At 70.2% G+C, this 24693-nt stretch carries 19 protein-coding genes, 1 tRNA gene and 4 pseudogenes; 10 read left to right on the top strand and 14 right to left on the bottom strand.

Going from position 1 to position 24693, the window contains the following annotated elements; translation table 11 throughout:
* Positions 1 to 65 precede the first annotated feature (65 nt).
* Both I6A60_RS20455 and I6A60_RS20450 read right to left on the bottom strand, forming a co-directional pair.
* Positions 66 to 407 (bottom strand): P-II family nitrogen regulator, encoded by a 342-nt coding sequence (locus I6A60_RS20455; RefSeq protein ID WP_203018523.1) that lies wholly within the window; start codon positions 405 to 407, stop codon positions 66 to 68.
* 596 nt (positions 408 to 1003) lie between these two features.
* Positions 1004 to 2347 (bottom strand): ammonium transporter, encoded by a 1344-nt coding sequence (locus tag I6A60_RS20450; protein WP_203018521.1) that lies wholly within the window; start codon positions 2345 to 2347, stop codon positions 1004 to 1006.
* Between the two features lie 450 nt (positions 2348 to 2797).
* Here I6A60_RS20450 and I6A60_RS20445 point away from each other — a divergent pair, with 450 nt between their 5' ends.
* Positions 2798 to 3922 carry a C40 family peptidase gene (locus I6A60_RS20445; protein WP_307873775.1) on the top strand — a complete coding sequence of 375 codons (1125 nt, stop codon included), beginning with the start codon at positions 2798 to 2800 and terminating at the stop codon, positions 3920 to 3922.
* Positions 3923 to 4166: 244 nt separating this feature from the next.
* Here I6A60_RS20445 and I6A60_RS41855 read toward each other — a convergent pair whose 3' ends face one another.
* Complete coding sequence (locus tag I6A60_RS41855; protein ID WP_203018517.1) at positions 4167 to 4391, bottom strand: DUF3039 domain-containing protein; 225 nt, start codon at positions 4389 to 4391, stop codon at positions 4167 to 4169.
* A gap of 268 nt (positions 4392 to 4659) precedes the next feature.
* Between I6A60_RS41855 and I6A60_RS20435 the strand changes: the two genes are divergently transcribed.
* Positions 4660 to 5337, top strand: coding sequence for a metal-dependent transcriptional regulator (locus tag I6A60_RS20435; RefSeq protein ID WP_203018515.1), 678 nt, complete (start codon positions 4660 to 4662; stop codon positions 5335 to 5337).
* A 377-nt stretch (positions 5338 to 5714) separates the two neighbouring features.
* Positions 5715 to 5787, top strand: a tRNA-Arg gene (locus I6A60_RS20430).
* Positions 5788 to 6350: 563 nt separating this feature from the next.
* Here the strand turns inward: I6A60_RS20430 and I6A60_RS44095 are convergent.
* Together I6A60_RS44095 and I6A60_RS20415 are read right to left on the bottom strand one after the other, a co-directional pair.
* Positions 6351 to 7484, bottom strand: a pseudogene (locus I6A60_RS44095) (recombinase family protein); the annotation flags it as partial.
* 2600 nt (positions 7485 to 10084) lie between these two features.
* Positions 10085 to 10420, bottom strand: a complete 336-nt coding sequence (locus I6A60_RS20415) for a hypothetical protein (RefSeq protein WP_203018511.1) — start codon at positions 10418 to 10420, stop codon at positions 10085 to 10087.
* A gap of 216 nt (positions 10421 to 10636) precedes the next feature.
* On the opposite strand from I6A60_RS20415, the gene I6A60_RS20410 reads away from it, so the two are divergent.
* On the top strand, positions 10637 to 11887 hold the full coding sequence (locus I6A60_RS20410) for an EAL domain-containing protein (protein ID WP_203018509.1): 1251 nt from the start codon (positions 10637 to 10639) through the stop codon (positions 11885 to 11887).
* 28 nt (positions 11888 to 11915) lie between these two features.
* Here I6A60_RS20410 and I6A60_RS44090 read toward each other — a convergent pair.
* A pseudogene (locus tag I6A60_RS44090) lies at positions 11916 to 12050 on the bottom strand (hypothetical protein); the annotation flags it as partial.
* Positions 12051 to 12258: 208 nt separating this feature from the next.
* On the opposite strand from I6A60_RS44090, the gene I6A60_RS20405 reads away from it, so the two are divergent.
* Entirely contained in the window at positions 12259 to 12489 is a 231-nt protein-coding gene (locus I6A60_RS20405) for a hypothetical protein (RefSeq protein WP_013421808.1), read from the top strand.
* A 459-nt stretch (positions 12490 to 12948) separates the two neighbouring features.
* Here I6A60_RS20405 and I6A60_RS20400 read toward each other — a convergent pair whose 3' ends face one another.
* Positions 12949 to 13314, bottom strand: a complete 366-nt coding sequence (locus I6A60_RS20400) for a hypothetical protein (RefSeq protein ID WP_203022447.1) — start codon at positions 13312 to 13314, stop codon at positions 12949 to 12951.
* 446 nt (positions 13315 to 13760) lie between these two features.
* Here I6A60_RS20400 and I6A60_RS20395 point away from each other — a divergent pair, with 446 nt between their 5' ends.
* Positions 13761 to 14375 (top strand): hypothetical protein, encoded by a 615-nt coding sequence (locus I6A60_RS20395; protein WP_203022446.1) that lies wholly within the window; start codon positions 13761 to 13763, stop codon positions 14373 to 14375.
* Positions 14376 to 15104: 729 nt separating this feature from the next.
* Here I6A60_RS20395 and I6A60_RS20390 read toward each other — a convergent pair.
* Positions 15105 to 15317: a hypothetical protein gene (locus I6A60_RS20390; protein WP_203022445.1), complete on the bottom strand. Its 213-nt coding sequence runs from the start codon at positions 15315 to 15317 to the stop codon at positions 15105 to 15107.
* 131 nt (positions 15318 to 15448) lie between these two features.
* Here I6A60_RS20390 and I6A60_RS20385 point away from each other — a divergent pair, with 131 nt between their 5' ends.
* On the top strand, positions 15449 to 16246 hold the full coding sequence (locus I6A60_RS20385) for a hypothetical protein (RefSeq protein WP_203022444.1): 798 nt from the start codon (positions 15449 to 15451) through the stop codon (positions 16244 to 16246).
* Between the two features lie 532 nt (positions 16247 to 16778).
* On the opposite strand, the gene I6A60_RS20380 is transcribed toward I6A60_RS20385, so the two are convergent.
* Both I6A60_RS20380 and I6A60_RS20375 read right to left on the bottom strand, forming a co-directional pair.
* The gene (locus I6A60_RS20380; RefSeq protein WP_203022443.1) at positions 16779 to 18053 is read right to left on the bottom strand and encodes a PP2C family protein-serine/threonine phosphatase; all 1275 of its coding nucleotides are present in this window, start codon (positions 18051 to 18053) and stop codon (positions 16779 to 16781) included.
* Between the two features lie 162 nt (positions 18054 to 18215).
* The gene (locus I6A60_RS20375; protein WP_203042314.1) at positions 18216 to 18758 is read right to left on the bottom strand and encodes a hypothetical protein; all 543 of its coding nucleotides are present in this window, start codon (positions 18756 to 18758) and stop codon (positions 18216 to 18218) included.
* 1098 nt (positions 18759 to 19856) lie between these two features.
* Between I6A60_RS20375 and I6A60_RS20370 the strand changes: the two genes are divergently transcribed.
* The gene (locus I6A60_RS20370) at positions 19857 to 20057 is read left to right on the top strand and encodes a hypothetical protein (protein WP_203022441.1); all 201 of its coding nucleotides are present in this window, start codon (positions 19857 to 19859) and stop codon (positions 20055 to 20057) included.
* A 200-nt stretch (positions 20058 to 20257) separates the two neighbouring features.
* On the opposite strand, the gene I6A60_RS20365 is transcribed toward I6A60_RS20370, so the two are convergent.
* The gene (locus tag I6A60_RS20365; RefSeq protein WP_203022440.1) at positions 20258 to 20431 is read right to left on the bottom strand and encodes a hypothetical protein; all 174 of its coding nucleotides are present in this window, start codon (positions 20429 to 20431) and stop codon (positions 20258 to 20260) included.
* A gap of 111 nt (positions 20432 to 20542) precedes the next feature.
* Here I6A60_RS20365 and I6A60_RS20360 point away from each other — a divergent pair, with 111 nt between their 5' ends.
* Positions 20543 to 20839, top strand: coding sequence for a hypothetical protein (locus I6A60_RS20360; RefSeq protein WP_203022439.1), 297 nt, complete (start codon positions 20543 to 20545; stop codon positions 20837 to 20839).
* 395 nt (positions 20840 to 21234) lie between these two features.
* Here the strand turns inward: I6A60_RS20360 and I6A60_RS41850 are convergent.
* Together I6A60_RS41850 and I6A60_RS20355 are read right to left on the bottom strand one after the other, a co-directional pair.
* Positions 21235 to 21354, bottom strand: a pseudogene (locus I6A60_RS41850) (response regulator); the annotation flags it as partial.
* A gap of 32 nt (positions 21355 to 21386) precedes the next feature.
* Positions 21387 to 21821, bottom strand: coding sequence for a hypothetical protein (locus I6A60_RS20355; RefSeq protein ID WP_203022438.1), 435 nt, complete (start codon positions 21819 to 21821; stop codon positions 21387 to 21389).
* A gap of 904 nt (positions 21822 to 22725) precedes the next feature.
* Between I6A60_RS20355 and I6A60_RS43630 the strand changes: the two genes are divergently transcribed.
* Positions 22726 to 22995 (top strand): pentapeptide repeat-containing protein, encoded by a 270-nt coding sequence (locus I6A60_RS43630; protein ID WP_307873776.1) that lies wholly within the window; start codon positions 22726 to 22728, stop codon positions 22993 to 22995.
* Between the two features lie 343 nt (positions 22996 to 23338).
* On the opposite strand, the pseudogene I6A60_RS20340 reads toward I6A60_RS43630, so the two are convergent.
* A pseudogene (locus I6A60_RS20340) lies at positions 23339 to 23544 on the bottom strand (response regulator); the annotation flags it as partial.
* Positions 23545 to 24693: the final 1149 nt, after the last annotated feature.

Raw genomic sequence — 24693 nt, 5'->3', positions numbered from 1 at the left:
TCGCCCGGGCGCCTGGCGGGCTGGCGCGACGTCCGCGTAGGCGTCGCCGCTGGCCAGCGTCGTCGCTAGAGGGCGTCGGAGCCGCGCTCGCCGGTGCGGACCCGCACGACGGTCTCGACGGGGACCACCCACACCTTGCCGTCGCCGATCTTGCCGGTCTGCGCCGCCTTGGTGATCACGGCCACGAGCTCGTCGACGGCCTCGTCGTCGACGACGACCTCGACCTTGATCTTCGGTACGAAGTCGACCTTGTATTCGGCGCCGCGGTAGACCTCCGTGTGCCCCTTCTGGCGGCCGTATCCCTGAACCTCGGAGATCGTGAGCCCGTGCACGCCCTGGGCCTCCAACGCCGTCTTGACGTCGTCAACCTTGAACGGCTTGATCACCGCGGTGACAAGCTTGGTCATTGCTGTTCCTCTCCCTTGGCAGACCCGAGCCCCCTTGGTCAGGCCTGTGTCCGCTCAGGCGCGTTGGAACCGAGCGGACCCGGCGACGCTACCGCCGCCGCCGACCAAAGTGAACCGAAAAGTGGTCTCTCACCACAACTATCGAAGGCCTTCACCCTCCGGGACCCCTCTGCTCCCACCTCCGGGCCGGACGGCAGACCGTCGCTCTGGCCGCGGCAACCTCGACCGGCCCTCGCGCCACCCGGAAGTGTGACGCGGTGTAGTCGACGTCGACCCCGCCGCCGCCACGAGGTCGCGGCCGACCAGCACTCACAGTGACGCGACCAGGTCCAGGCCGGCAACGGCCAGGACCCGTGAGCAAGCACGTGCCGCCTACGGACCATTCGACCGTGGAAAACGCCGTGCGCGGGTGGGAGAGGCGGAAGTACTCGCGTATCCCGCCGAGAAGCCGAAAGAATCCTGTTCAGGCATCCTGGGGGCAAAAAAGCGAGGGTGTGTCGATTTCGACACACCCTCGCCCATCAAACTGTGGGGCCGCCGGGGCGGCGCAGGAAGAACCTCCGCCGCCCCGGGTCAGACCGCCGTGACGCGACCGGTCAGGCTGTCGCGTCTTCAGGCACGAGCGACGGGGCGGGCGAGGAAACGGTGCCCGCACCGCTGATCGAGCTGTACTGGTAAGCGGCCTCGCCGTGCAGGGCCTCGTCCATGCCGATCTCTTCGTGCTCTTCGCTGAGACGGCCCTTGACCACGTACCGGATGAACAGACCGAGGATCAGCGTGCCCACGGCCGAGTAGCCGAGAGTCGCGCCGACGCCCACGGCCTGCCAGCCGAGAACGCTCCATGGCCCGCCGTAGAGGACACCGTCCTTGCCCAGCGGGTTGACGTCCGTGGTGGCCAGGAAGCCGTTCAGCAGAGCGCCGAGGACACCACCGACGAGGTGGACCGCGCCGACGTCGAGGGCGTCGTCGATGCCGACCTTGCCCTTGATCGCGGTAGCGAGAGCGCAGAGCGCGCCGGCGAGAACACCGACGACGATCGCGCCCATCGGCGAGACGAAACCACAGGCCGGGGTGATGGCGACCAGGCCGGCGACGGCGCCAGAAGCGGCACCGAGGGTGGTCGGCTTGCCGTCACGCAGCCACTCGACGACGACCCAGGCGAGCGAGGCCACACCGGTGGCGATCTGGGTGTTCAGGAACGCCCAGCCCGCCAGCGAGCCGGAGCCAGCGCCCGAACCGGCGTTGAACCCGAACCAGCCGAACCACAGGATGCTGGCGCCGAGGACGACGTACGGAACGTTGTGCGGGCGGAAGTCGCCGCCCGGCCAGCCACGGCGCTTGCCGAGCACGAGCGCCAGGACGACACCCGCGATACCGGCGTTCGCGTGGACGACCGTTCCACCAGCGAAGTCCATGACGGCGTGCTTGAACAGCCAGCCGTTCGCGTTCCAGACCCAGTAGGCGATCGGCGAGTAGATCAGAACCGACCACAGGGTGACGAACAGGCAGAACGCGCCGAACTTGAGGCGGTCCGCCGTCGCGCCGGTGATCAGCGCCGGGGTGATGATCGCGAACATCATCTGGAAGGCGACGAACACCGTCTGGTGGGTGGCGCTGCCCTGCGGGTTGATCGACCCGATCGCGGTCGGGTCACCCAGGTGCTGCATCGCGGCGTAGTGGAAGCCACCGAAGAAGCCGTTGGTGTCCGGCCCGAACGCGATGCTGTAGCCAATCAGGGCCCAGACCAGCGTGACAATGCCGATGGCAAAGAAGTTCTGCATCAGCATGCCGAGAACGTGCTTGCTTCGGACCATGCCGCCATAGAAGAAGGCGAGTCCCGGCGTCATGAAGAGCACCAGCGCGGAGCTGGCGAGCATCCAGGCGTCGTTCGCGGACAGGCCTGCGTTGGTGACTGCGTCCTGTAGTTCTTGTGGGGACATATCTCTCCCGTCGTACTCCCCCCGCGCGAGCCGCCGCGCGGACTACGGTCCCCGGTTCGCCTGCTCGCGGCACTCGTCCCGGATCCTCCGGTGTCGAAGGTTCTTTAGGCGCTGTTCCAGACCAGTGACCGCCCTGTTTCTGGTGTGTGAATTCGCTAAATTGGGCGGCACGTGGTCGAGAAGGGTGTGCCCGCAGTGGGTGTCCGGAGACTCTCCGTGTCGATCAGCGCAGATGCGTGACTGTACAACTTCGGACAGTTACTGTGACGCGCCGTGTGCAACACACGATCGGAGGGCCCCCATAGTGGCCGTGGTCTGTCCCAGGACCCGCAGATGCCACAGTGTTGGCCCGTCAGGCTCAGTCCGGCACCTGCCCAGCGCGGCCGGCCTCCAGGCACCCGCGCTCTGCTGGGATTTCTGATCTCCGGGTGGCTGACTCTCGCGCCTGGGGTGTCACCCGCGTGGGCGCAGCCAGTCCCGTCCACGTCCGGCGCACCGGACACGATCGCCGGGCTGACGGCCCAGATCGCCGTCGTCCGCGACCAGCTGTCCGGCCTCGACGACCAGATGACGGCGGCCACCGAGGCGTTCGACGCAGGCAGGCTGCGGCTGGGGCGAGCCCAGGCCGCCGCGGACGACGCCGCGCAACGCGTCACCCGCGCCGACCGGACCGTCCAGGACGTCGTGCAGAAGCGGCGCGACCTCGCGGCGTCGGCCTACCGCGCCGGGGGCCTGAACACGCTCTCGGCGATCCTGGGTGGCGACCCCGGGGCCGCGCTCGACCGCGTCGGCGCGCTGGACGCCCTCGCCCGCCGGGCCGGCGCCGCCGAGACCCAGGAGCGGCTGGCCCGGGTCGACCTCACCCAGGCCCGGATGGACGCGCAGGCCGCGCTCACCTCGGCCCGAGCCGCGTTCGACGACGTCGCGACGCAGAAACAGATCATCGAGACCTCCGCGGCGCGCCAGAAGGGCCTGCTCGACGGCCTCATCGGCAAGCAGGCCGACCTTGAGCGCAAGGCCCGCGAGGAGGCGGCCGCGGCCGAACGTGCCCGCCAGCAGGCCGCGGCGGCCGAGGCGGCCCGGATCGCCCAGCAGGCGGCCGACCAGCAGGTCCAGCTGCGCCAGCAGTCGGCCCTCGTCGGACAGGCGGCCACCGCGTTCACCGGGACCCCCGTCACGCCGCCGGCCCCCGCACCCGCACCCCCACCTCCGGTCGCGGGGGGCGGTGGAGCCGCGACCGCCGTTGCCGAGGCCTACAAGCAGCTCGGCAAGCCCTACGTCTGGGGGGCGGCCGGCCCGGACACGTTCGACTGCTCAGGCCTGACGCAGTGGGTCTGGGCGAAGGCCGGCGTCCAGCTGCCGCACTACACAGGCGACCAGTGGAACGCGGGGCGCCACGTCACCCGTGACCAGCTGATCCCGGGCGACCTGGTCTTCTTCGACGCGAGCCTCGACCACGTCGGCGTCTACATCGGCAACGGCCAGATGATCCACGCTCCGCACACCGGCGCCGTCGTCCGGGTCGAGAACGTCTGGTGGAACGTCTTCCAGGGTGGCATCCGCCCTGCCGGCTAGCGCCTGCCGGCCGCCCGGGGCCCGTAGGCCGTGGCGGCCTTCAGCGGGACGCTGACGTCCTCGCGGACGCCACCCGGCGCCCGGATGCCCGGATGGCCAGGCGGCTCGCTACCGGGCGCGCCAGGGCTGGGCATCGCCGGGAACGGGCGGCAGCGGAAACCGTCGAAGGCCCGACCGTGGTCGGGCCAGCTGGCCTCGGCGGTGAGCCGGGGCGAACTGCCCCGGCGGCGAGCCGGGCGAGCCTCTAACCGAACTGCTCGGCCATCTCGACGAGTTCCTTGCACTTCTGGCAGACGGGGAAGCGGCTCGGGTCCCTGACCGGCTCGAACTTGAAGCCGCACAGCGCGGTCACTCGACCGCCCTCGATCGACGCCCGCACGATGTCCTCACGGCGGGCGAAGTGGGAGTAGTCATCGCCCTCGCCCGTGCGCGTGTCGGACGTCTCTGGCCGGATCTGCGTGGTGCTCACCCGACGAGTGTAGTTCTCGCCCGTGGTCACCGCCCGGCATGGGACCCGGCGCGCGCCCGGGTCCGGGGCGGTTACGCGCTCATGGAATCGGCGGTCCGGCCGAGTTGTTGCCCCTCACGCGCCGGGTGGCAAGCCGCTTCAGGGCAGGAGACTCTTGTCAAGGGCCGTTCTGACGGCGTGCCCGGTCGACCCGGAGCGTCGACGCGCCCCACGGGGCTCTTATCGCGGCGGGTGTCGGCGTACCCTGGCTAGTGAACGAAGGAGGCCGGTGACTGCACTGATCGACAGTACCGAGATGTACCTCCGTACCCTGTACGAGCTACGGGAAGAGGGCATCCCGCCGCTACGCGCGCGCTTGGTGGAGCGGCTGCACGTCAGCGCTCCCGCCGCCAGCGAGTCGACGGCTCGGCTGGCGCACGAAGGCCTGGTCGCTCTCGCCGAGGACCGGACCGTCCAGTTCACCGACAAGGGCCTGCTTCGGGCCACGGCGGTGATGCGTAAGCACCGCCTCGCCGAGCTGCTGCTCACCAAGGTCATCGGCCTCGACTGGGCTCTCGTCCACAACGAGGCCTGCCGTTGGGAGCACGTGATCTCCGACGAGGTCGAGGCCCGCCTGACGGTGCTACTGGGCGACCCGAAGTTCTGTCCGTTCGGCAACGAGATCCCGCCCGCTGTCGAACAGACCGCGAACGGCAGCGGCATCCCGACGAGCCTGCTCTCCACCGCGGACGGCGCGGCCGGGCAGGCGAAGCCGGTCACGGTCGGCTGGATCTCCGAGCGACTACAGAGCTACGAGGACGTCATGCGCCGCCTCCAGGAGGCCGGCATCGTCCCTGGCGCCCCGATAGTCATCGAGTCCGCCGGCGACATCGTGAGAATCCACCAGAACATCGACAAACCCGCCCAGATCGACCGCCGAACCGCATCCCTCGTCTACGTCCAGTAGTCGCGCTAACGATCGGCGCCGCTGAGCCTCGCCCAGCGGCGCCTGCGTCGCGCCTCCGTGTCGGTGTACGGCCCTCTGGGCGCCCTGGATCTTGCCGCCACCCTCGTGATCGCCGTTTTGGCCCTCCAGTGGTCACGGAAACGCCCCGATCACGACCACCCGAGGGCCGAAACGCCGATCATGGTCGGTGAGGTGGTACGCGAACGGCCCGAGCGCTCCAGGGAGGCCTCGCGGCGAGACTTCCGGCTGGGCTCGCGAGACAGGGCCGGCCCGGCGGACCTCGGTCGCGAGCCGGCAGGCGATCCGGCGTACTCTTGCTTGGTCGACGCGCGGCATGATCCGGTCTCAGCCGGCTCCGGCGCGCAGCCGACACGCCCGCCCTCGTAGCTCAGTGGATAGAGCGACCGCCTCCTAAGCGGTAGGCCGCAGGTCCGATTCCTGCCGGGGGCACGTACAGCATCCACGCGAGAGAGAGTTGCTGTGCGGGGCGCGGGGGGCTTGGCGGCTCCTTCCGCGAGGGTTGCGACCTGTTCGAGGTCGACGGCCGGAATTTTGATCGTCATCTGGACTTCCTGTCTTTCGTGATCGAGGTGGACGGTGAGGTCAGTGAGTTCGTAGAGGCGTCGCTGCAACGCTTCCGGTGCCTGGTGGAGCTTGAGTTTGAGTTCTGGTAGGGCGTCGAGGAGTTGGAGGGTGTCGGGTCCGGGCCTGTCGGGTTCGGCGGCATCCGCTTCGTCGAGTTCTTCGATCTTCGCAAGGGTGATCTTGCGTTCGGCGTCGAGCTGGTTGTAGGTGGCGCGTAGGCCTTGAGTGAACGGGTCGTCGGGGTCACCGTCCTGGGCCTGGCGCAGGAGGTTGGCCTGGCGGCGGGTGAGGTCGTCGGTCTTCTTGCGCAGGCGGGCGCGTTCGATGTCGCGTTCCTGGGTGGCGCGGTCGTCGTAGCTGGCCATGTCCGCGGTGAGCAGGGTGATCCGGCTGCGGCCGAAGACCCGTTCGGCGTAGAAGTCGGCGATCGCCGTTTCGAGGACGTCCTCGCGGATGCGGACGGTCTTGGGATGCGTGTCGAGTTTGTCGTCGCGGCCCCGGTTGTTCGCTCTCGGCCAGCAGATGTACCAGACCGGTGCGCCGGGTTCGCGGACGTTACCCGCCATCCGCCGCCCACAGGTGCAGTGGACCATCCCCCGGAACACATACGTTCGCTTGCTCGCGGGGTGGCTGTTCAGCGTGTTGGTCTGGCGGGAGCCGCGCCGCTCGGTGCGGTGGGCGTTGAACTCGTCGAACATCCACTTCGGGATCAGCGGTTCGTGGACGGGCTTGTCCGACCAGACCCACTTCTCCGGCCCGTTGACCGCCCCGTGCCGCGACCGGCTCGCCCGGCGGTTGAACACCTGGTAACCGGTGTACTTCGGGTTCCGCAACAGGTCCGCGACGGTGGACTTGCCCCAGGCGCCACGGGCCCGGTGCGCGCCGCCGACGGGTTCGGGTGGTGGCCAGCGTTCCGGGTCGGCGTTGAGCGCCTCTGCGATTGCCCCGTAGCCCAGTTTCCGGTAGTAGCGCCAGTGGGCGATCTGCGTGACGGTCTCTCCCCGGGCGCCGTCGGGTTCGAGGCGGCTCTTCGTCGCCCCCCGGTCGGCTTTCGCCGAGTTGGGATGCCGCACACTCTTCGCCCGGTAGCCATACGGCGGCTTGCCGATGTTCCAGCCGTCCCGGACGTGGGTGCATAGCCCACCCCAGGAGCTTTCCAGGGTGTTCCAGACCTCGTACTCGGCGACCGACTGGTTGATCCGCCGCTGCAAAATCTGCGATGCCCGCGGCCCGTCGACCTTGATCGGCTCGTTCCAGGCCAGGAGCGCGACTCCGGCCTGTTCGAGTTGGCGTTCGATCGCGAGGGTCTCGTACATCCGCCGGGCGATCCGCGACATCGACTCACAGATCACCACATCGAACCGGCGGTTCGGATGCGAAGCCTCGGCGAGCAGATCATCGATGCCGCCGTCGCGGGGGATCGGGATGTCGAACCGGGACACGTCCGCCCCGTGGCCACGGTCCGCGAGGTCTTTGCGGCCGGACTCGACGTCGTAGTAGTGGGCCACGATGACCCAGGTCTCCGGTAGCGCGGACTTCGCCCGGTCGAGCTGGCGGATCATCGACTGGCGGGGGTCCTGCTGCTCCTCGGTCGAAGTCCGACCCGCGAACGCGACCCGGACCTCCCGCTCCAACAACGCCAACGGCAACGCGAACGGCGACACCGCCAGATCCGACAGGGCCGGCCCCGCCGGACGCGCCGGGTCCGCCGCCCGCCCCGCCGGACCGAGCCCCGGGCGGCCGGGGTCGGCCGCCCGGGACAGATGACCAGGATCGATCACGCCGCCTCCCCTTCCTCCACTGCGCCACCGTCCTGCGCCGGGTTGCCGCCGTCTTGGCCGGCGGCCCAGAGCAGAAGATCACGGATCACGTCCGCCAACTCCGCCCGAATCCGATCGGCTTCCGGACCGGTGATCGTCTCGACCTCACCGTGGAACACCCACCGCGGCCCCGACCCGGCCCGCGACCGAGGCCGCAACGCGAGGACACGGGCATCCGGCTCATCGGGCCGCTCCCCCACCGACCCGTCCGGGTGTTCGGTGGCAGGTGCTATCCGCCCAGCGCGCTCGTCGTCGCGCCGGGTGTTCCGAGGGCCGCCGCTGCCTTCGGGGGCGCCGGCCGCTGTCAGGGCGCCTCCCGGCGTCGCGGAAAACGACGGGGCAGAGGTGGAGGTGGGCAGGATGGGGCAGCCGCTCCCAGCAGGGCACGGGGCAGTATCCGGCTCATTGACCACAAGAATAACCCCCGGACGGTCGGGAAGGGAACCCCGCAAACACGGGAAATACTCCGATCCAGGAATGGACCGCGGACACACAATCACCGAATCCGAGTCCGGATTCGCATCTACGCCGGAGGCGGAGGACCGACCGGGAAAAGAGCCGGGTCCGGACCCGGACCCACCCCCGGACCGTCTGCTGTCCGGCGGCGGGTCGGTGGACGGACACGGGCGACCCGCGGGCGCGACGACAGGCCGCACGTCGCCGGTGTGCTGTGGCACAGACGATAGGGGTCGTTCGGGGCGGGGCTGGTCACGGGCGGGGGAACGGTCCGGATCAGCGTGGGCAGGGTCGGTCACAGGAGGTCCTCCTTCCGCGCGGCTTGGAACCGCGGTCACATAAGAAACCCGACTTTGACCCCCATTTTTGTCAGTTGATCTACAAGTGTTGTCCGAACGTTGTGCAACAGGCTGTGGGGGGCTGGGCCCAGCGGCCTGCTGGGCGCGTGCTTTCCGCCGGACGACTAGTAGGAATGGGCCCTACCCATCGGAACGCCGGGCCAGGAGATCGAAATAGGCTCTGACGTGCATTGCCAGCGGAAAATAGTGCACACGGACTAGTCCGATTGAACGATGACCGTCGGCCGCGGCGACCCGGCGGCCCTGAGGGTCGCTGGTGTCGCCCGCAGCACTTCCATGCCCGCGACCCGCGCGGGACCGGCGACCCACCTGGGGTGATCACCGACTGGCCGGCGGGCGGGTACCGGACCGGCCGGCAGGTCGGCAACGGCTCAGAGGCCCGCTGGGTGATCCGCGCTGCGACGGCGCGAGCCCGACCGGGATCGGCATCGCCCCGGCGATCAGCGCGCGGCGACCACGGGCGCGCCGACGCAGCTGGACGAGCGACGGCCGGGCCGGCGGCTCGCGGAGAAAGGGAGAACATTTCGTCGGGCACGACGCGGGTGTCCTTTCCAGACTCCCCTTGAATCGGAGGAGTCTGAGGACACCACATCGATGCCAGCGAGAAGACAGCGCGATCTTGCACGCACTGCCAGACGAAGATCGCTGTCAGACAGCGGGCCGCACAGCGAAACCGTGCACCCAGCCGAACCACCGGGCCGCGAGCCAGACGCCAGCGACACCTCCGGCCTGCCAGCAGGCCCTTGACCTGCGACGCTGTGACGCCAGCAGCCACGCACGGTACCGCCGGCCTCCCGCCAGCGGGTCGCACGCCCCGTCCTCCAGACACCCTGCGAAAAATCTTGAAAAGACTTCGAGACATTCCGCCAGGACGCCCGCCGCGCATGCCAGCGATCAATGACCCGACCTTACTAGCCCTGTGCCAGCGACAAGACAATCGGCTATGCACGCCCTCCAGAAAGGCCGACCGGCAGACGAAGCCCGTCTCCCGACACAGGAGGCGGCTCACCTAACAAGGGCAGAACGCCGATGACCGCCACGACCACGACCGGCACCCGCAGCCCCGGGCCAGGCATGCTGCGCGGCCCGAGGTTCCGCGCACCCACTTCGGCCATCTCAGTCGCTGGCGCCCAGCCGCCCGATCCCCGCCCTTAACAAACGCCGGCCCCCGGGCCCCGACCGTCCACCCGAACACGAAGCGGCCCCCCGGTCCGGGTCCGGACCCGGACTCGGACCGGTCGGCCCTCAGACCGAACCGCACCCCGACCGGACACGGACACGACCCGCGACCGACTGACAGACCGGAGCCCAGCCCGACGGGCACTGCTCCGCTCGCAATCGGCAGAACACGCAAGACGGCGCCGGAGCCGGCGCGTCCGAGGCAACGGTCAGCAACCGATCGGCGGGACGCGAGGGCCGGCTGGACGCTCGCCGGGCACCAGCAGCGCGTCGAGCAGCGCCAACCGAACATCCTCGGGGATCACCACACCGAGCCGCCCACGCCACAGACGGGGAACCACACCCACGTCATCGGGCGCCAGCCTGGCCGCCATCTCGCACGCCCGCACCATCCCAGCCCTGCACCGCGCAGTACACCACCAACGACGGCTGAGCCCCATGGGCCGCCTCCGCCGTCTCGACGAGACCGGCATCAGCGGGCCAACGCTCCAACATCGCAACGACGTCATACCGCGAGATGGCACGGACAAGGTCCGCCCGACGGTCCGGGTCCAGATCGCAGGGATCCACCAGATCCCGCAGACGATCCGGAGCCATCACGGCCACCGCCACCACCAGCCCCCGAAAGCCGCCATCGCTCAGATCCGGGCTCCGTAGGAGAGCATCCACCACCGATGTATCCATCGGTCACCTCCGACGCCCGGCCGCGGCCTCGCCACAGCCACGCACACCACACTGAACCTGCGTGCCGGGCGCAAGGCCGGCCGCTTCGGTGCCAGCGTCAGGCCGTTGGTGCCAGCGACCGACTCAGCGCGGTGGCCTGGGCATTCGTCGACCTCGCGGGAGATCATCCGTGTCGCCGGCGGGCATCACGGGTAACCCTCCTCCGGAGGGAGTCGCATGTCCCAAGACCTGACATGTCTAGGACCCCACGGCGAGGTGCACACCCCAAGCGATGCGCTGGTCGCGCTGGTCGACCTGCTCCGGCGCAGGCTCCGGATGGAAGTCGCCTGGCTCGGGCGCCTCGACGGCGATCTGCTGGTGCTGCAGGTCCTCTGCGGCAAGGCACAGCTGTTCGGCCTGGGCCCTGGATGCACCCTCCGCCGCGGCGACAGCCTCTTCGGGCAGGTGCTCGGCGGGACGCTGCCCCAACTCATCCCTGACACCGCACACGACCCCCGAACCGCCCATGTCCCCTCCGTACGCGACCTCGGCATCGGCGCCTACGCGGCAGCGCCCGTCCTCGACATCGACGGCCGCGTCTACGGCCTCATCGGCTGCCTGCACCGGCAGGCCCAGGAGTCGCTGAGCTCGAACGACCTGCGCTTCCTGCAGCTGCTCGCCGCGTTCCTCACCGACTACGTCTCCGACCTACGCAAGATGTGGGAGGCCCGCAGCGCCGTCTGGCACCAGGTGCACAACCTGATCGACACCGGCAGCCTCACGACGTACTACCAGCCGATCATCGAGCTCACGACCGGGCGAATCCTCGCCGTCGAGGCACTGACCCGGCTACCCGACCGCACACAGTCCCCCGCGGCGTTGTTCGAGGACGCCGCGGCCGCCGGTCTCGGCCCCGAGCTGGAAACCGCCGCCATCAAACAGGCACTCACCGACCTCCCGCGACTCCCCACCGGCATCCGCATGGCGGTCAACGCCGCGCCCTCCACCGTCACCAACGGGATCGTCGACCTCCTCCTCGACACCGGGGCACCGGAACAGCTCGCCGTCGAGATCACCGAACACGAACAGGCCCACGACAACCCACAAGTCCTCGCCGCCGCCGCCCGACTGCGCAGCCACGGCATACTCGTCGCCGTCGACGACCTCGGCACCTGCTACTCCGGCCTGGAACTCCTTCTCCTCCTGCACCCCGACATCATCAAGATCGACGGTTTCATCACCCGCACCATGAGCAGCGACCCAGCACATCGTGCCGTCGCCGCCGGCATCACCATGATCGCGGAAGAGATCGGTAGCAAGGTCATCGCCGAAGGCATCGAGACCACCGCCGACCTCACCGCCGCCCGCACCGCGGGCATCTGCGCCGGGCAGGGATACCTACTGGGCCGACCCACCCCCGACCTCGCCACCGCCTGCCACCCCGCCGCCGGCTCGCTGCTAGCCCGGACGGCCGCGGCCGGCTCCTGACAGGTCCACCGATCAGACCAGGCGTGGCACCAAGGTGGTGAACGGACGCGTCACCAGCCCGTTCACCGTCAGCGTCCGCCGGTCGCCATCCACGGACCGGATCGGCGCATTCCGCGTACCAACCCGGACGCCCGGCACCCCACGGGCTGTCCCAGGCCGGATCGATCGCCGGGACCCTACCTCGCCGGCGAACCGGGGGCGACTGGCTCCAGGCCGGGTCCGTCGGGGATGGTGGAGCGGGTCACCACGTCCCGCGGCTGGTCCCGTCGTCGGGCGGGGCCTGCGGCCGTCGTGCGCGCCCGGAGGCATATCGGGGGGATCCAGGGCGTTGCCTGCCCCGACATCGGGGACGGCGATCGAGAGGAATCAAGATGGCGGATGTATCGGTGCGTTTCGCGATGACCGATGACAGCGAGATCGTGCTCAACCTCTCGCTCACCCAGGCAATCCGACTGACCGAGGCGATCGCGTCCAAGGTGAGCCAGGCAATGACGGAGCAGCCGCGGATGAACAACTCGATGACGGGCTCGATGCCCGCGGGCATGAACGGCACCGGCGGCTACCCGCCGGCCGGCCGCCCCGGCCCCTACGGCACCGGCTGACAATCCCACATCACCTGCCGGCTCCTTCGCCCCGAGCCGCTACGACCCGGGCCGGGGGGCGGCCGTGACGGTGCCCCGCCGCACGGACTCGACGACCTCGGCGGGACACCGCCGCCGATCCTGCCACGCAAGTCCGAGAGTCCGCCTGGCGGCCTGGCCGGCAGTTGTGAGGAGGCCTGGCACCGAGCCTGGAATCAACTGCTCGAAGACAGCCCGGCTGAGGCGACCCCATCGATGTGACGACTCAGCCTGCCCTGCTGCCCACCTGAGCGGGCCGGAGCGGGGCGTCCCGGGGACCACCCAGCCACGGCGGCTCAGGTCTGCTCGAAGTACGCCTGCGCGGCCCGCGGGATCTGGGCCAGGCGCTAGGAGACGGCGCTGTGGTTGGCGTAGCCCAGGATGTCCGCGATCTCGGTCTTGCTTGTCACGCCGCTGGCGAGCAGCACGACGATCTGCCGGTTACGGACGTCCAACAGCGCGGAGGAAGTCGTGGGTGACGAGCCGGCCCGACACCTCACTGTCTGGCCCTTGCATCGGGATGGTGTCAGGGAGTTCGACGAACGCGACTTTGACCTTGCGCCGTTTGCCGTGGAGCTTGCGCTCGAAGTCCTCCCGCGCGTACGACCAGCGGCTGGAGAAGTCGTCCTCGATCCGGTGTGAGCGGACCGCGTCGAGGACGCCACGCAGGCGGCCGGTCCGCTCCGCGGCCTCGACCATCTCGGTAACGGCGTCGTGGGCGTCGTCCTCGCCGAACCAGACAGGACCACCCATGCGCGGGTTGCCCGTCACCGCGCCCGCCAGCACGCTGCCATCTGCCAGGGTCACCGGTCCGGCAAATGGCGTGGTCGTCGTGTGGTGGGAAGATCGGTGGTGTGGTCGCTTCGGGGGGTGTTCCGGAGGCGGAGGGGTGGGACTTCTTCGTCTTCTATACAGGCAGGGACCGGGCGTGAGCGGAGTGGGTGGCCTGGCAGTTGGAGGACGCCGGACACTCACACTCCCGCTGGTGCAGGTGTCCTTCACGGCAGTCCAAAAGGCCGCGGCCGTGCGTCACCCACGGGGCGAGTAGGGAACAATCGCTCGACGTGACGGATGCATGGATGATCACCGGCGCGATCGGCACGATCGGTTCGGCAGTCTTCGTGGGATGGCAGGCATTCGAGACACGTCGCTCCACGGCAACGAGTCGACAATCACTCTCGACCGCGCAGGCAGTAGCGGTAGACGGAGCCCGCGCCCGCATCGACGCACAGGCCCCACAGATCCAGATCTTCATGGACTATCCTCAGTGGCCGCCGTACGCGCCCTCGACCGCGCCCCGCGGGCAGCCGCAGCCGTGGCCCATCGGTCAGGAGTGGCATGTCCCCCGCGACGCCGACCACAAGATGATCATGTCCGCAGAGGTGAGGGTCAAGAACCTCGGCAGTCGTCTCGCCCACCTGACCTTCGAAGGGCCGCTGCACTTCCCCAGCAACAAGCCCGCCACGCCACAGCTGCTCCTTCCTGACAGCGAGCTAGTGCTCGTTCTGGACGCAGCCGGCACCGTCGACACCTGGGCGGCCGCGTGGCATGCGCGTGAGAATGGCGAGCCACTGCCCGAGGGCACCGAGGCCCGCGTGATCTGCACCGACGACCGGGACACCGGCGTGGTCGACACCTGGCGACCACGACTCGCCGCCTGGCCGATCCAGCCCGTCCCGGACCGGGACGGGCTGTGGCGCCTTACCACCGAGCAGACCGGTCGCGTGGAGTACCAGGCGCAGCCGCCGCGTGAGCGCGTCTACTGGCTCTCCCAACGCGACCGAGTGCCCCTGCCACCCCCGGTCTACGCGGAGCCCGCGCGCCCACGCCGCGTCTCCATCCGTCGGCGGTCCTCGCGCAGGCAGTAGGGACCTGGCATCGGCGCGTGGCCAACGACGACCCGCAGGCCGATCATGGACGCGGCAAAGCCGCCCACGTTTGTCCCGGTTCGGCATACCCGGCCATCGACGGCCCGCCCGCTCGATCCCCGCACATAACAAACGCCCGTCCGGACCCCCGACCGTCCGCCCGAGCACGAAGCCGCCCCGTCCGGCCTCGACGCCCCCGGGTCCGGGTCCGGACCCGGACCCGGAAGTCGCCCTTCTGACCGAACCGGCACCCCGACCGGACGCGACCCGCGACCCCGACCGGCCGACAGACCGGCACCGAGCCCAACAGACGGCTACCCCGCGCGCGATCGGCAGAACGCGCGCGCCAGCGGGTCCGGGGCTACGGCCAGCCATCGGGCCCGTTCGAGTCCGACCAAGACCCGCGGCCCACGTCGCAGCCGGCCAGTCGGTCGACCGGGTCACCGAGGCCTACCGTGTCCAGCCGCGCCACCCTCAACCGCCACCTGCCCACCCCGGCGACCGGCCGGGCCCGCCTGCGGACGGACGAGGGTCCATGACCGAAGAAGACCGCCTGGAGATCGTTGACCTGGTCGACACGCAGATCGTCCAGCGCCAGGCGCGCCACCCGCATACCCCCGGAACCAGGCGGCATCAACCGCGCCGGCACCATCCGTCTGGTCTGCCTCACCCCGCACGCTGACGTGCCCAGACCTCGCCCTTCTAGACGCCATCGCCGTTACTGCGCGCTTACGTTGCCTCCAACACCTTGATCGACTCTGTCGGCCACGGAATCCGGTGGGGCTCCTCGCCAGTACGCTCGGTCACGTCGAACTCCTCTTCCGTACATACCCAGACGATCGGGAAGTCTCGACCCCGGGTCGGCGGCTCAAGCGCGCGCATCCGGACCGTGTCCCCGGACGCCGTGACTGCCTCAACGAGGGTTCCGTAGTTCACGTCCATGCCCCGATGCTGCGTCTGCCACAGGGGCATGCCAAGGATTATCTCGGCAGGTTTGCCTTCCGGCAGGACCTTGTGGCAAGCTAGGCCCCATTACGGCAGAGATCAACGGTCCTGCCACTAGGAGGCCGAGGGTGGACGAGGCAACGACCGCTCCAGAGTTCCTGCCGCCATACATGGCGTTCCAGACGTTCTGGAGCTTCATCGGCAGCCTCGGAGCCCATCCCCTCCCGCCCAAGATCGACCGTTCGATGATGGGAAGTAAGTCGGGCACCGACCAGGCGAGCCTCATGGGGGCCCTCCGCGGGTTCGGCCTGGTCGGAGAGGGCCACGAGGTGCAGCCCGCGCTCCGGGAACTGGCCGAGGCGGACGAGGAACGACGTTCCGAGCTGCTCGCCGAACTGATCCGTCGCTTCTATCCGGCGCAGGTCGCGGTGTCGGAGTCCAACGGCACCAAGCAGCAGCTGGACGACTCGTTCCGGAGTTCCTTCGATCTCAGCGCCGCAGAGACGCGCCGCAAGGCCACGACCTTCTTCCTCCACGCGGCACGGGTCGCTCAACTGCCGCTCAGTCCCCACTTCCCTCCGACCCGGACCGGCTCTGGTGGCCCGGGCACTCCCCGCGCCAAGCGGCCAACGGCGAAGCGGAAGCCTCCTGCCACAGCTCCGCCGACCGACGGGACGGCGCAGGCCGCTGCCAGCGACGCCCGCACGGTCGACGACCTACGGCGGCAGTACTTCGATCTTCTGGTGACGAAGGCCGCCGCCAGCGACGCCCCCGACGACCTGTTCAACCGAATCGAACTCGTCGTCGGTCTGCGCCCGGGGACGGACACGCCAGCCGGCCCGTCTGCAACCAGCGGGCCCACAAGCACCCCCTCCCACCCGGGAGAGCGGGAAGAGGACGACCCGCCTGAGGGAGGCGCGTCATGAGGAGGGGTTAAGCCCCCGCCGCAGCGCCTTCACCAAGGAGCGGCGGGGGCCAACCGTTCGTCACCTGCGCCGCGTTCGCAGCACGGCGCAGGTGACAGCGGAACCTCGACCGGGGCTGCAACCCCATCCGGTCCGCTCGCCTGCCATAACCATACCCATCGGCTGCCACAACGTCACCGTCGCGAGGAAACGGCAGGGGGCCCCTTGCAATCCCCCGACCGGGTCGGTGCTCCGGCGGCGCTGACACCTACTGGCGGACGGTGTCCTTGCACCCGGCGGCGTGGCCCGGGGGCGCTGGTCTCGACGTCGAGGTGGGCGTTCTCGCCGTGCGCGGGGTCTGCCAGGATCTGGCGGCGGGGCTCGTCGAGGACGGTGCTCGTGACCTTGTCCATGTATGCGCAGTCCGGGCTCCGGCGTCCCAGCGGGCCATCTCGCGCCCTCGGCCGATCGCCCGCTTACCCATGAACACCAGCCTGCAGCCCCCGACCATCCACCCGAACACGCGCCGATCCGACTCTGCCAGACGTCTTGGTTACTGGTCGGGGGCGGAGGCGCGGTCGAGGTCGGCGCCGCTGCCGGATCGGCGTACGGGGCCGGTGCCTTGGTGCCAGTCCAGGCACATCACGGTGGCGTCGTCTTTGATGTTCCCGTCGCAGGCGGCCAGGACGAGTCTGGTCAGATTTTGGACGAACTCCCGGGGATGTAGCTGCCTGTTCGCGGCGAGCTGTGCGGGGAGGTCGATCTGTGCGGCGGCGCGTTCGGTCATGCCGTCGGTGACGAGAAGGAGCCGGTCGCCGGGGTGTAGCTGGAGGTGGCGCACGGTGTAGGTCTGTGCGGCGAACATCCCGAACGCTGGGTCTGGTGGCCAGCTGATCTGCTCGACCGCTCCGTCGCGGAGCAGGTAGAACGGGACGTGACCGGCGTTCACGGCGGTGAGCGTGCCGGTGGGCAGGTCGATGTGGAACGGCAGGCCGGTGACGAACTGCTCCGGGCCGGAGTGCGCGGCCATCATCGCGTTCGCGTGGTCGGCCATCGCCGCGAGGTGTTGGCGGTCGTGTTCGCGGCGCACGTTGCGCAGGCTGTTGACCATCAACGTGGCCAGGACAGCGGCGGACAGGCCGTGGCCCATCGCGTCGGTCAGCGACAGGTACAGGTCGGTCTGGCCGAACGCGTAGTCGAACGTGTCGCCCGCGATGCTCGCCGCCGGTTCCAACCAGCCCGCGACCGTCGCCTGCGCGCATTCACAGGTGAACGAGTCCGGCAGCAGCCGCCGCTGGATCTCCGCGGCCAGGTCGAAGGGCACCGAGCGGCGTCCCCACTCGAACAGGTCGGTGTAGCGCCGGTTGAGCACGACCGCGTAGGCGAACTGGTGCGCGGCCCGCGAGATCTCCGCGACCAGCCCGTCGGAGGAATCCGCGGTGACAGTTCCGTCCGCGACCGCGGCGGCACCGGCGTCGGTCGCGGCGACGGCGACCTCGATCACGCCGATCGCCTCACCCCGAGCGGTGACCGGCACGACGATCACAACCCGGTCCCGGTCACGGTCCACAACCGGACGCTGCGTCCGCAACACCCGTCCCGCCACCGTGCCCGCCACCGGCACCGTCTGCATGACCGGCCCGCCGACCCGCGGGCCGGAGAACCTGGCCAGGACGTTGCTGGCGTAGTCGGCGATTAGAAACGACGCCGCGAGCACTCCCAGGTCTTCCCGCAGGCGGGCGGCGAGGACGTCCACGGCCTCCGCGGGGGCCGCCTGCTCGACAGCTGCCAGCAGCGCCATCGCATCGAAGACCCCGCGCGCGCCCATCGCCACACCATAGGCATCCCGGGCCACCCAAACCACCGGCAGCAACCGCCCTGGGCGAACGGCAACCAGCCCGTAACACGAAGCGAACAGCGCAGCACAGACCGCAGGACCGCGCCCGCCGTCCCGGCCCGGGCCGCCGGCGGCCTCTGCGCAGGGGTGGGATCAGGTGGGCGAGATGCTGGTGACCGTGTCGGACCAGGCCAGGAGCAGTTCGGGACCGTGTCGCTTCATAAGCCGGATGATGATCGTATCTATCACCAGGTCGATCAGGTACAGATGCGGGGTCTCCCTCGTCGGCATCGGGAGCAGGTCATCGATGTTGAGGTCGTCCGTGTTCTCGGGGCTCTCAGGATCGAAGTCCTCATCAGCTATGTGCCAGAGCTCGACGAGCACAGCACCGACGTCGCCGTCCGGAAGGCTCCGCAGACATTCCGCGACCAGGTCGACCAGATAGCCGTAGACCTCACGGATAACCGTCGACAGGTTCTCCCACATGCCTTGACGAAGGCCATCGAACAGCGGGTCCGTCACCGTCGCCATCAGGAACTCGACTCCGTCTACGCCGGGTTCGACCGGTTGGCGATTCACCCGGAGAAGTTTCGGGATCACAAGAGCGGCGCAGGATTCCAGCTGCAGATAGGCGGCCACCAGCGGGGACACGGAGGCCTTGCCTGTCAGCATCTGGCCGGTCGTCAGGCCGCCCACGACCCCACGGCCGCGCACGCCGGGCTGCGACAGCGCCTGGTGGTACTCGTTACGCACGACGTCAGTGACTCGGTCCAGAGCAGGCGTCGGATAGATCATTGTGCGAATACCTCGGCTCCGTAAGTGTCGGCGCCTCGCGGCTCCCCCTCGAGAATTCTGCGCCCAGTCGGTTCGCGGTAGTTCCGCAGGCTGGTCGTGTCGGGCCCGCGCGGAGGGCAACCATGACCGCGCGGTGGGCGATGCGGTCGGCCGCGCGGCGCTGCTCGCCGCCTGCCTGCTGCTATCCGCGCGCACCGTTGTCGCGGTACCGCGCGTCTCCCAACGCGAGACGCGGTTCGCCCGACAAGGGCAGAAGGCCGATCACCCCTACGACCTGCGCCCACAGCCCCCGGGGCCCGGGGCCCGGGGATGCTGCGCGGCCCGACGTCCCCGCGGACCCGCGTCGCCTTCTTAGCCGCCGACGCCCAGCCGCTCGGTCCCCACACTTAACAGACGCCGGCCCCGGGGCCCCGACCGTCCGCCCGAGCGTGAAGCGGCCCTGACTCGATCGTCCGGGTCCGGGTCCGGACCCGGCCTGGTCGGCAGCCAGGCCGAACCGGACCCCGACCGGACACGAACACGACCCGTGATCCCTTCACCGACAGACGCCACGCCGGGCCCGCCGGACACTGACCCGGTCGCGATCGGAAGAACGCGAAGACAGCGCGGCCCAGGCCCACCCGGCCAGCCGGCGTTCGGCGCGGGGCATGAGGTCCGCCGAGCCCCGCGGGCCCGGCCGGAACCGGCCGGTCATGGCGAGTGCTTCCACCCGAGGAGCCGATGGGGTCGTGCTCGCCACAGATAGGCCGCCGGCCTCGACAGTCCGGCGGCCGGCGGTCTGTAAAGTGACCGATGCGGTGCCTGGCTATCGAGTGGCCGGGCGCCGAACTCGGGGTTTTCCCATGTCCGGCGCGTCCTTCCCCTGGCCGCCTCGGGCCGAAGCCGCACGGCGCGACGAACTCATCCGCCCACGGCAACCCGGGGATCACGCAGGGTCCGCTTCGCGCTGCCTCCAGCGCTCCGCCGGCCAGGGGGCGGGGCGCACGACTGGAGCCAGACGTGAACCCCCATCGTGTCCTGGTACGCGTCCTCGCCGTCGCGTTGTGCGCGGCGCTCGCTGCCCTCGCCGGCCAGACCGCCGGCGTCCTTGCCTACGCCGGTGGCGCCGACCTCGTTGCCGCGTTCCTCACGGGCGGCGCCGCGTTCGTCCTCGTACTGCCGGTCACTCTGACCGTCGCCGAGAAGCTGGGCGTGCTGTAAGAACTTCTCTCGGTCGCCGCGCTGGGCTCGGAAGGGTCGGCCGGACGCATGACCTAGGCCGTTCGTGTGCTTCCATGACGTCGATGATCGGCCTCAGGCGCTCCGGGTCGCCGGCAGCGCCGGGCCGGACGCGCGGCGGAAATGCGACGTACTCGATCGAGGACGCTGGTGGGGGTCAGTTCCTCCTGCAATCCCAACAGTCAGCCGGCAGCGCCGCGGCGCTGGTCGCGGGCCTGCTGGTAGGCGGGCGCGCTGGAGGCGATGAGTTGGGCGGCGACCAGGCCGGCCTGTCCAGCGGCGAGGGGCAGACCCGCGCCCGAGGCGACGGCGGCAGCCGCGGCCATCGGCCGGAACGACCACGCCGTTCCTTCCATAATCTGAGGGTGGTGGTTCAGCTCGGACACGATCTCGACTTGGCGGGTTGCCGAGGTGGCTCTGCCGGGTCGCGGGAGGCGCGTGTGAGGTGCAGTACGTATGCGAACGTGGTGAGCCCTGACGACCCCTGGGGCGGTAGCGGGGGTCTGCTGCTTCGGGATGTCTTGGCCGACAACGAGGGCCGCTACGAGCATCACCTCCACCTCCCGGAACGCACCAAGAATCGCCTGCGCGAACTGACCCGACTCACCGGGGACAGCCGGCCAGCCCAGATCGCGGAAGCCGACGCAACCACGATCTCACTCGACCACCTGCGGCACCTCGACCCGGACACGACCCGGGTCAGGATCGGCCTGGAAATCAGATGGGAACCAGGAGACGACCCCTGGCCGGAACCCGACCTGTGACGCGCGCGACACAGGACCTCGCCGCCGCGGGCGTCGGGGGTTCTGCTCGCCTGTCGACCTACCCGCCGCGTGGACAGCGTCCCGCTTCGACGTGCGCCCCGCCCGCCACCACCAGGCTCGGCGGATCACCACAATTTGCTCGCATGACCGCTACGCTGCGTGCGCAGCGGTGGCCCGCCAAGCTCGGCCAGGAGTCGGCGGACCGCCGCTGCCCGTCCTCACCAGCCGGACTCGTCCACCAGTCGATCGACGGATGGTCGCCCACGCCTCTGGGTGCGAGCCAGGAGGCGCACTACCCGGCCAGGTTGGTGACGCTCGTATCGTCGGTCGCCCCTGCGCCGTACCGCCCGGCGATGCCGTTGGGGTGCGAACGGCCAAGGACTCGCTCGGCGTTTTCAGGGGCGGGGGAGGCGGACGAGGCCGAGGTAGAAGTCGTCGATGGTGTGGACGGTGTCGAGGAAGGCGTCGAGGTCGGTGGGTTTGCTGACGTAGGCGTTGGCGTGCAGGTCGTAGCTGGCCGCCTACCTGCACGCCGTTCGAGCAAGGCTCAAGGGAGCTCGCCGGCGGCGCGGGCCGCGGCCGCCTCCTCGCGTTTGGTCGGGCCGGTGCGGGGATCGATGATCAGGTGCGGGTAGTGGGCCATCACGGTGCCCAGCGGCTCGCCCAGCGCGGAGGCGATCTGCGTCCACGACATCGGCGACCGGCCGGGCGCGCCGGTGCGGGCCGCGCGGACCAGCCGCGTCTGCCAGCCCTCCAGCCGCCCGTCCGCCGTCGCGCCGGCGACCCGGGCTGCGGCGCACAGCGCCAGCCCGTCGGCCAGGTCGCCGACCGTCACGCCCGGGTCGCCCGGCCCCGGGTCCAGCACCACCCGCGCCAGCGCGCCGACCATCCCCGCAGGCCCCCGCCCGGCCGGGGCGTAGCCCCGTGCGCGCAGCCGGCCCAGCTCGTCTGACACCGCGTCCCGCCGCCCCCGTATCCGCATCTCCGCAGCATCACGCCGACACCGGCCCCTGACCAGGGCCGGTGACCGCCACGGTGACACCCCCGGTGCCCCGGGGCTGTCGATGCAGGAACCCGCGCACACCCCGTCCCCCTGCGGGCGTCGGACCGATAAGACATCTCGAAGTGCCGGCGGGCGGGGTTGCTCACCCCCGCCGACCTGCGCAGACAGCATTTCCCACCGGCACGGTCACCAACACTGGCGTCGACACCGGCGTCGACACCGGGACCGACACTCCCCGGCGAGGTTGCCCGCCTACCTTTTTAACATCGTGAGAGGTGTCATCTCGGTGCTCGGCCGGCGCCGGCCGGTCGCGGTACAACCCACCCCATGGCCGACAACGGGGAAGCGGCGCGGCGGACCGGCCGACGCTGGCTGTGGATCATCGCCGGGCTCGCTGGCGCTGGCGCGGTCGCCGCGGTCGTCGCGATCTGGCACCTGCCCACCCGGATGTACCCGGGCACCGGCGGCGGCGCGGTCCAGGCCCGCGCCGCCCTGCAGGGCGGCCTGCTCACCGCGGCCCCGGCGCTCACCGCGATCGCGGGCGCGCTGATCGCGCTAGACGAGACCCGCCAGGCCAACGCGGAGACCAAGCGGGCGAACGAGGCCGCGGACGGCCGGGAGCGCTCAGCGAACGCGAACACCCACGTCCGGGAGTTCTACGTCGCCGCGATCGGCCTGCTCAGCGCCGACACCGTCGACGGGCGGCTCGGTGGCCTCTACGCGCTCGAACGCCTAGCGGCCGACTCACCCGCCGACCAGCGCACCGTCATGGAAGTCCTCTCCGCGTTCGTCCGCGAACACACCTGCCCCCCCGACCCCGGACCCAGCCGGAACACCACCGCCACCAGCCCCCACCACGCCAACGACCGACGTACAGACCGCGCTGACCATCCTGGGACGCCTACCCGTCCGCGACCACGTTCCCCGCGCCGATCTGAGCGGGGCGGACCTGACCGGCACCCAGCTGAAAGGGACGAAGCTGACCGGCACCCAGCTGAACCGGGCAGACCTGACCCGCGCCCAGCTGGACGCGGCGAACCTGACCGACGCCCAAGGGCTGACGCAGGGGCAGGAGGACGTGGCGAACGGAGACACAGAGACCCGACTGCCGCCAGGGCTGGCACGGCCGCCATCGTGGCCGCCGGCAAGCTGACGGCCGCCAACTTTTGCAACATCATCCGCAGTGCTACGCGGCGGTGCCACGTTCGGCGGCCCGCTGGGCCTGACGGTCGTCGTGCTCGCGTCGGTGGGGGCGCTGTAGCCGTGTCACCTGCCCCTCGGTCTCGCCGCCGTGCGCGCCCCCGGGATCGTCTCGTCCTGCGGCTCCACGCTGCGCACGTAGGCGTCCTCCCGCTCGCGCCGCTCGGCATCGAACCCCAGAACCTGGTCTTCGGCCGCGGCGCCGACGGGCTCGCCGGCGAGCTCGGCTATGAGCTTGGCGGGCCCAGCCGATAACGCTGATGTCGTCAACGTCTGGCGCAGAGTGCAGGCCGCTATGCGGCGGTGACGTCGGTGGGGGCGTCGGAGGTGGTCAGGATCACGACGGGGATGCGGTGCAGATCCGGGTCGTGTTTGATCGCGGCGAGGGTCTCCCGGCCGTCCATCCGCGGGCGAGGAACGCTTCCTCGATGAGCAGGGCGTCGCCGAGGTCGTCCTCGACGAGCAGGACGTCGTAGGGGCGGCTGGGTGCGGCGGCGGACATCAGGACCCGGTCTCCCTTGGCCACGCGGGGGTCTGGCGGGGTGCGCCATCCTTACATGCCCTACCGACAATCTGCGGCGTCGCGAGGCGTGCGGATGGCCACCCCACACGGGAACGGGACGCACGATCAGTACGTAGATGGTCGACGGCGCCTGCGGCGAAGTCTGGGTGGCAGCACGGTGTTCGTCGCCGCTGCCGGACTGGGCTCCCGGGATCTCCGAGGCAGCGAGGTCGATGCTGATCTCCCCGGCGTGCAGCGGCGGGCCGCCAGCGATACGACCGTCCATCTCGATCGGGCCATGATCGATGCCGTCGGACCTGTGTGGTCCGGCAAACGGACCGTCCTAAAGCGTCGGACTGCGCGCGTCCCGGCGGCTGGACCTTCGTCGGGAAACTCAGTCAGTACGCCGCCGTGCGGATGGCGGCGGGGACCGGCGGAGGCGGGCGCCGTTCGCCAAGGATCTCAGCCAAACGACACGGGTAGGAACCGCACGGACCGGACCCCGCTCGACCCGCGCCACGGTACGCCTGGGGCAACCACGCCTTCCACCACCCCGCCAGGTCGTTCGGGCCCAGGCCCCAGCCTGGGCCTGTCGTTGACAGGGCCGGCGGGGGCGCCGGGCTGCCAGTTCCGGCCCCGGCTGAGCCGGCGGATGCAGGCGCGGGAGACCGAGGTGGGCTGGTCGCGCTCGGGCGGACGGTCGCGCTCCAGGCCCGGGTTTGTTATGGGTGGGCGGATCGAGTGGGCTGGCGTCGGTTGGGGGTGCAGAACCGGTCCGCCAGGCCGCCGCCTGCCTGCTGCTATCCGCGCTCACCGTCGTCGCGGTACCACGCGCCATAGCATTTCGAGCCCCGACCACGCCCTGACCACCTCGAAGACGCTGACGACGAACGGTGCGCGAACGGCTCCGACAGAGAGGGGTGGGAAGACGAGCGAGAAGGCCGGTGGGCAGGCAGGTCGGCGACGGCAACCACCGCCGACCTGCTACAGGGGCATCACCAGCATGATCAAAGAGACCGGCGTGAGCTCTCCCACCGCGCCAGCAGCAACGGCGCACGACCGGCGCAGCCCAGCACGACCGGCGCAGCCCAGCACGACCGGCGCAGCCCAGCACGACCGGCGCAGCCCAGCACGACCGGCGCAGCCCAG

Source organism: Frankia sp. AgB1.9 (assembly GCF_016786355.1).
GTDB lineage: Bacteria > Actinomycetota > Actinomycetes > Frankiales > Frankiaceae > Pseudofrankia.
This window is presented reverse-complemented; position numbering and strand designations above follow the sequence as displayed.

Bases quoted from the DNA above. Each gene is read 5' to 3' on its own strand.
- I6A60_RS20390 (WP_203022445.1), bottom strand. From the start codon at position 15,317: ATGGACGTGAACTACGGAACCCTCGTTGAGGCAGTCACGGCGTCCGGG.
- I6A60_RS20455 (WP_203018523.1), bottom strand. From the start codon at position 407: ATGACCAAGCTTGTCACCGCGGTGATCAAGCCGTTCAAGGTTGACGAC.
- I6A60_RS20395 (WP_203022446.1), top strand. From the start codon at position 13,761: ATGGACTATCCTCAGTGGCCGCCGTACGCGCCCTCGACCGCGCCCCGC.
- I6A60_RS20405 (WP_013421808.1), top strand. From the start codon at position 12,259: ATGGCGGATGTATCGGTGCGTTTCGCGATGACCGATGACAGCGAGATC.
- I6A60_RS20415 (WP_203018511.1), bottom strand. From the start codon at position 10,420: ATGGATACATCGGTGGTGGATGCTCTCCTACGGAGCCCGGATCTGAGC.
- I6A60_RS20365 (WP_203022440.1), bottom strand. From the start codon at position 20,431: ATGGAAGGAACGGCGTGGTCGTTCCGGCCGATGGCCGCGGCTGCCGCC.
- I6A60_RS20450 (WP_203018521.1), bottom strand. From the start codon at position 2,347: ATGTCCCCACAAGAACTACAGGACGCAGTCACCAACGCAGGCCTGTCC.
- I6A60_RS20380 (WP_203022443.1), bottom strand. From the start codon at position 18,053: ATGGGCGCGCGCGGGGTCTTCGATGCGATGGCGCTGCTGGCAGCTGTC.
- I6A60_RS20410 (WP_203018509.1), top strand. From the start codon at position 10,637: ATGTCCCAAGACCTGACATGTCTAGGACCCCACGGCGAGGTGCACACC.
- I6A60_RS20355 (WP_203022438.1), bottom strand. From the start codon at position 21,821: ATGCGGATACGGGGGCGGCGGGACGCGGTGTCAGACGAGCTGGGCCGG.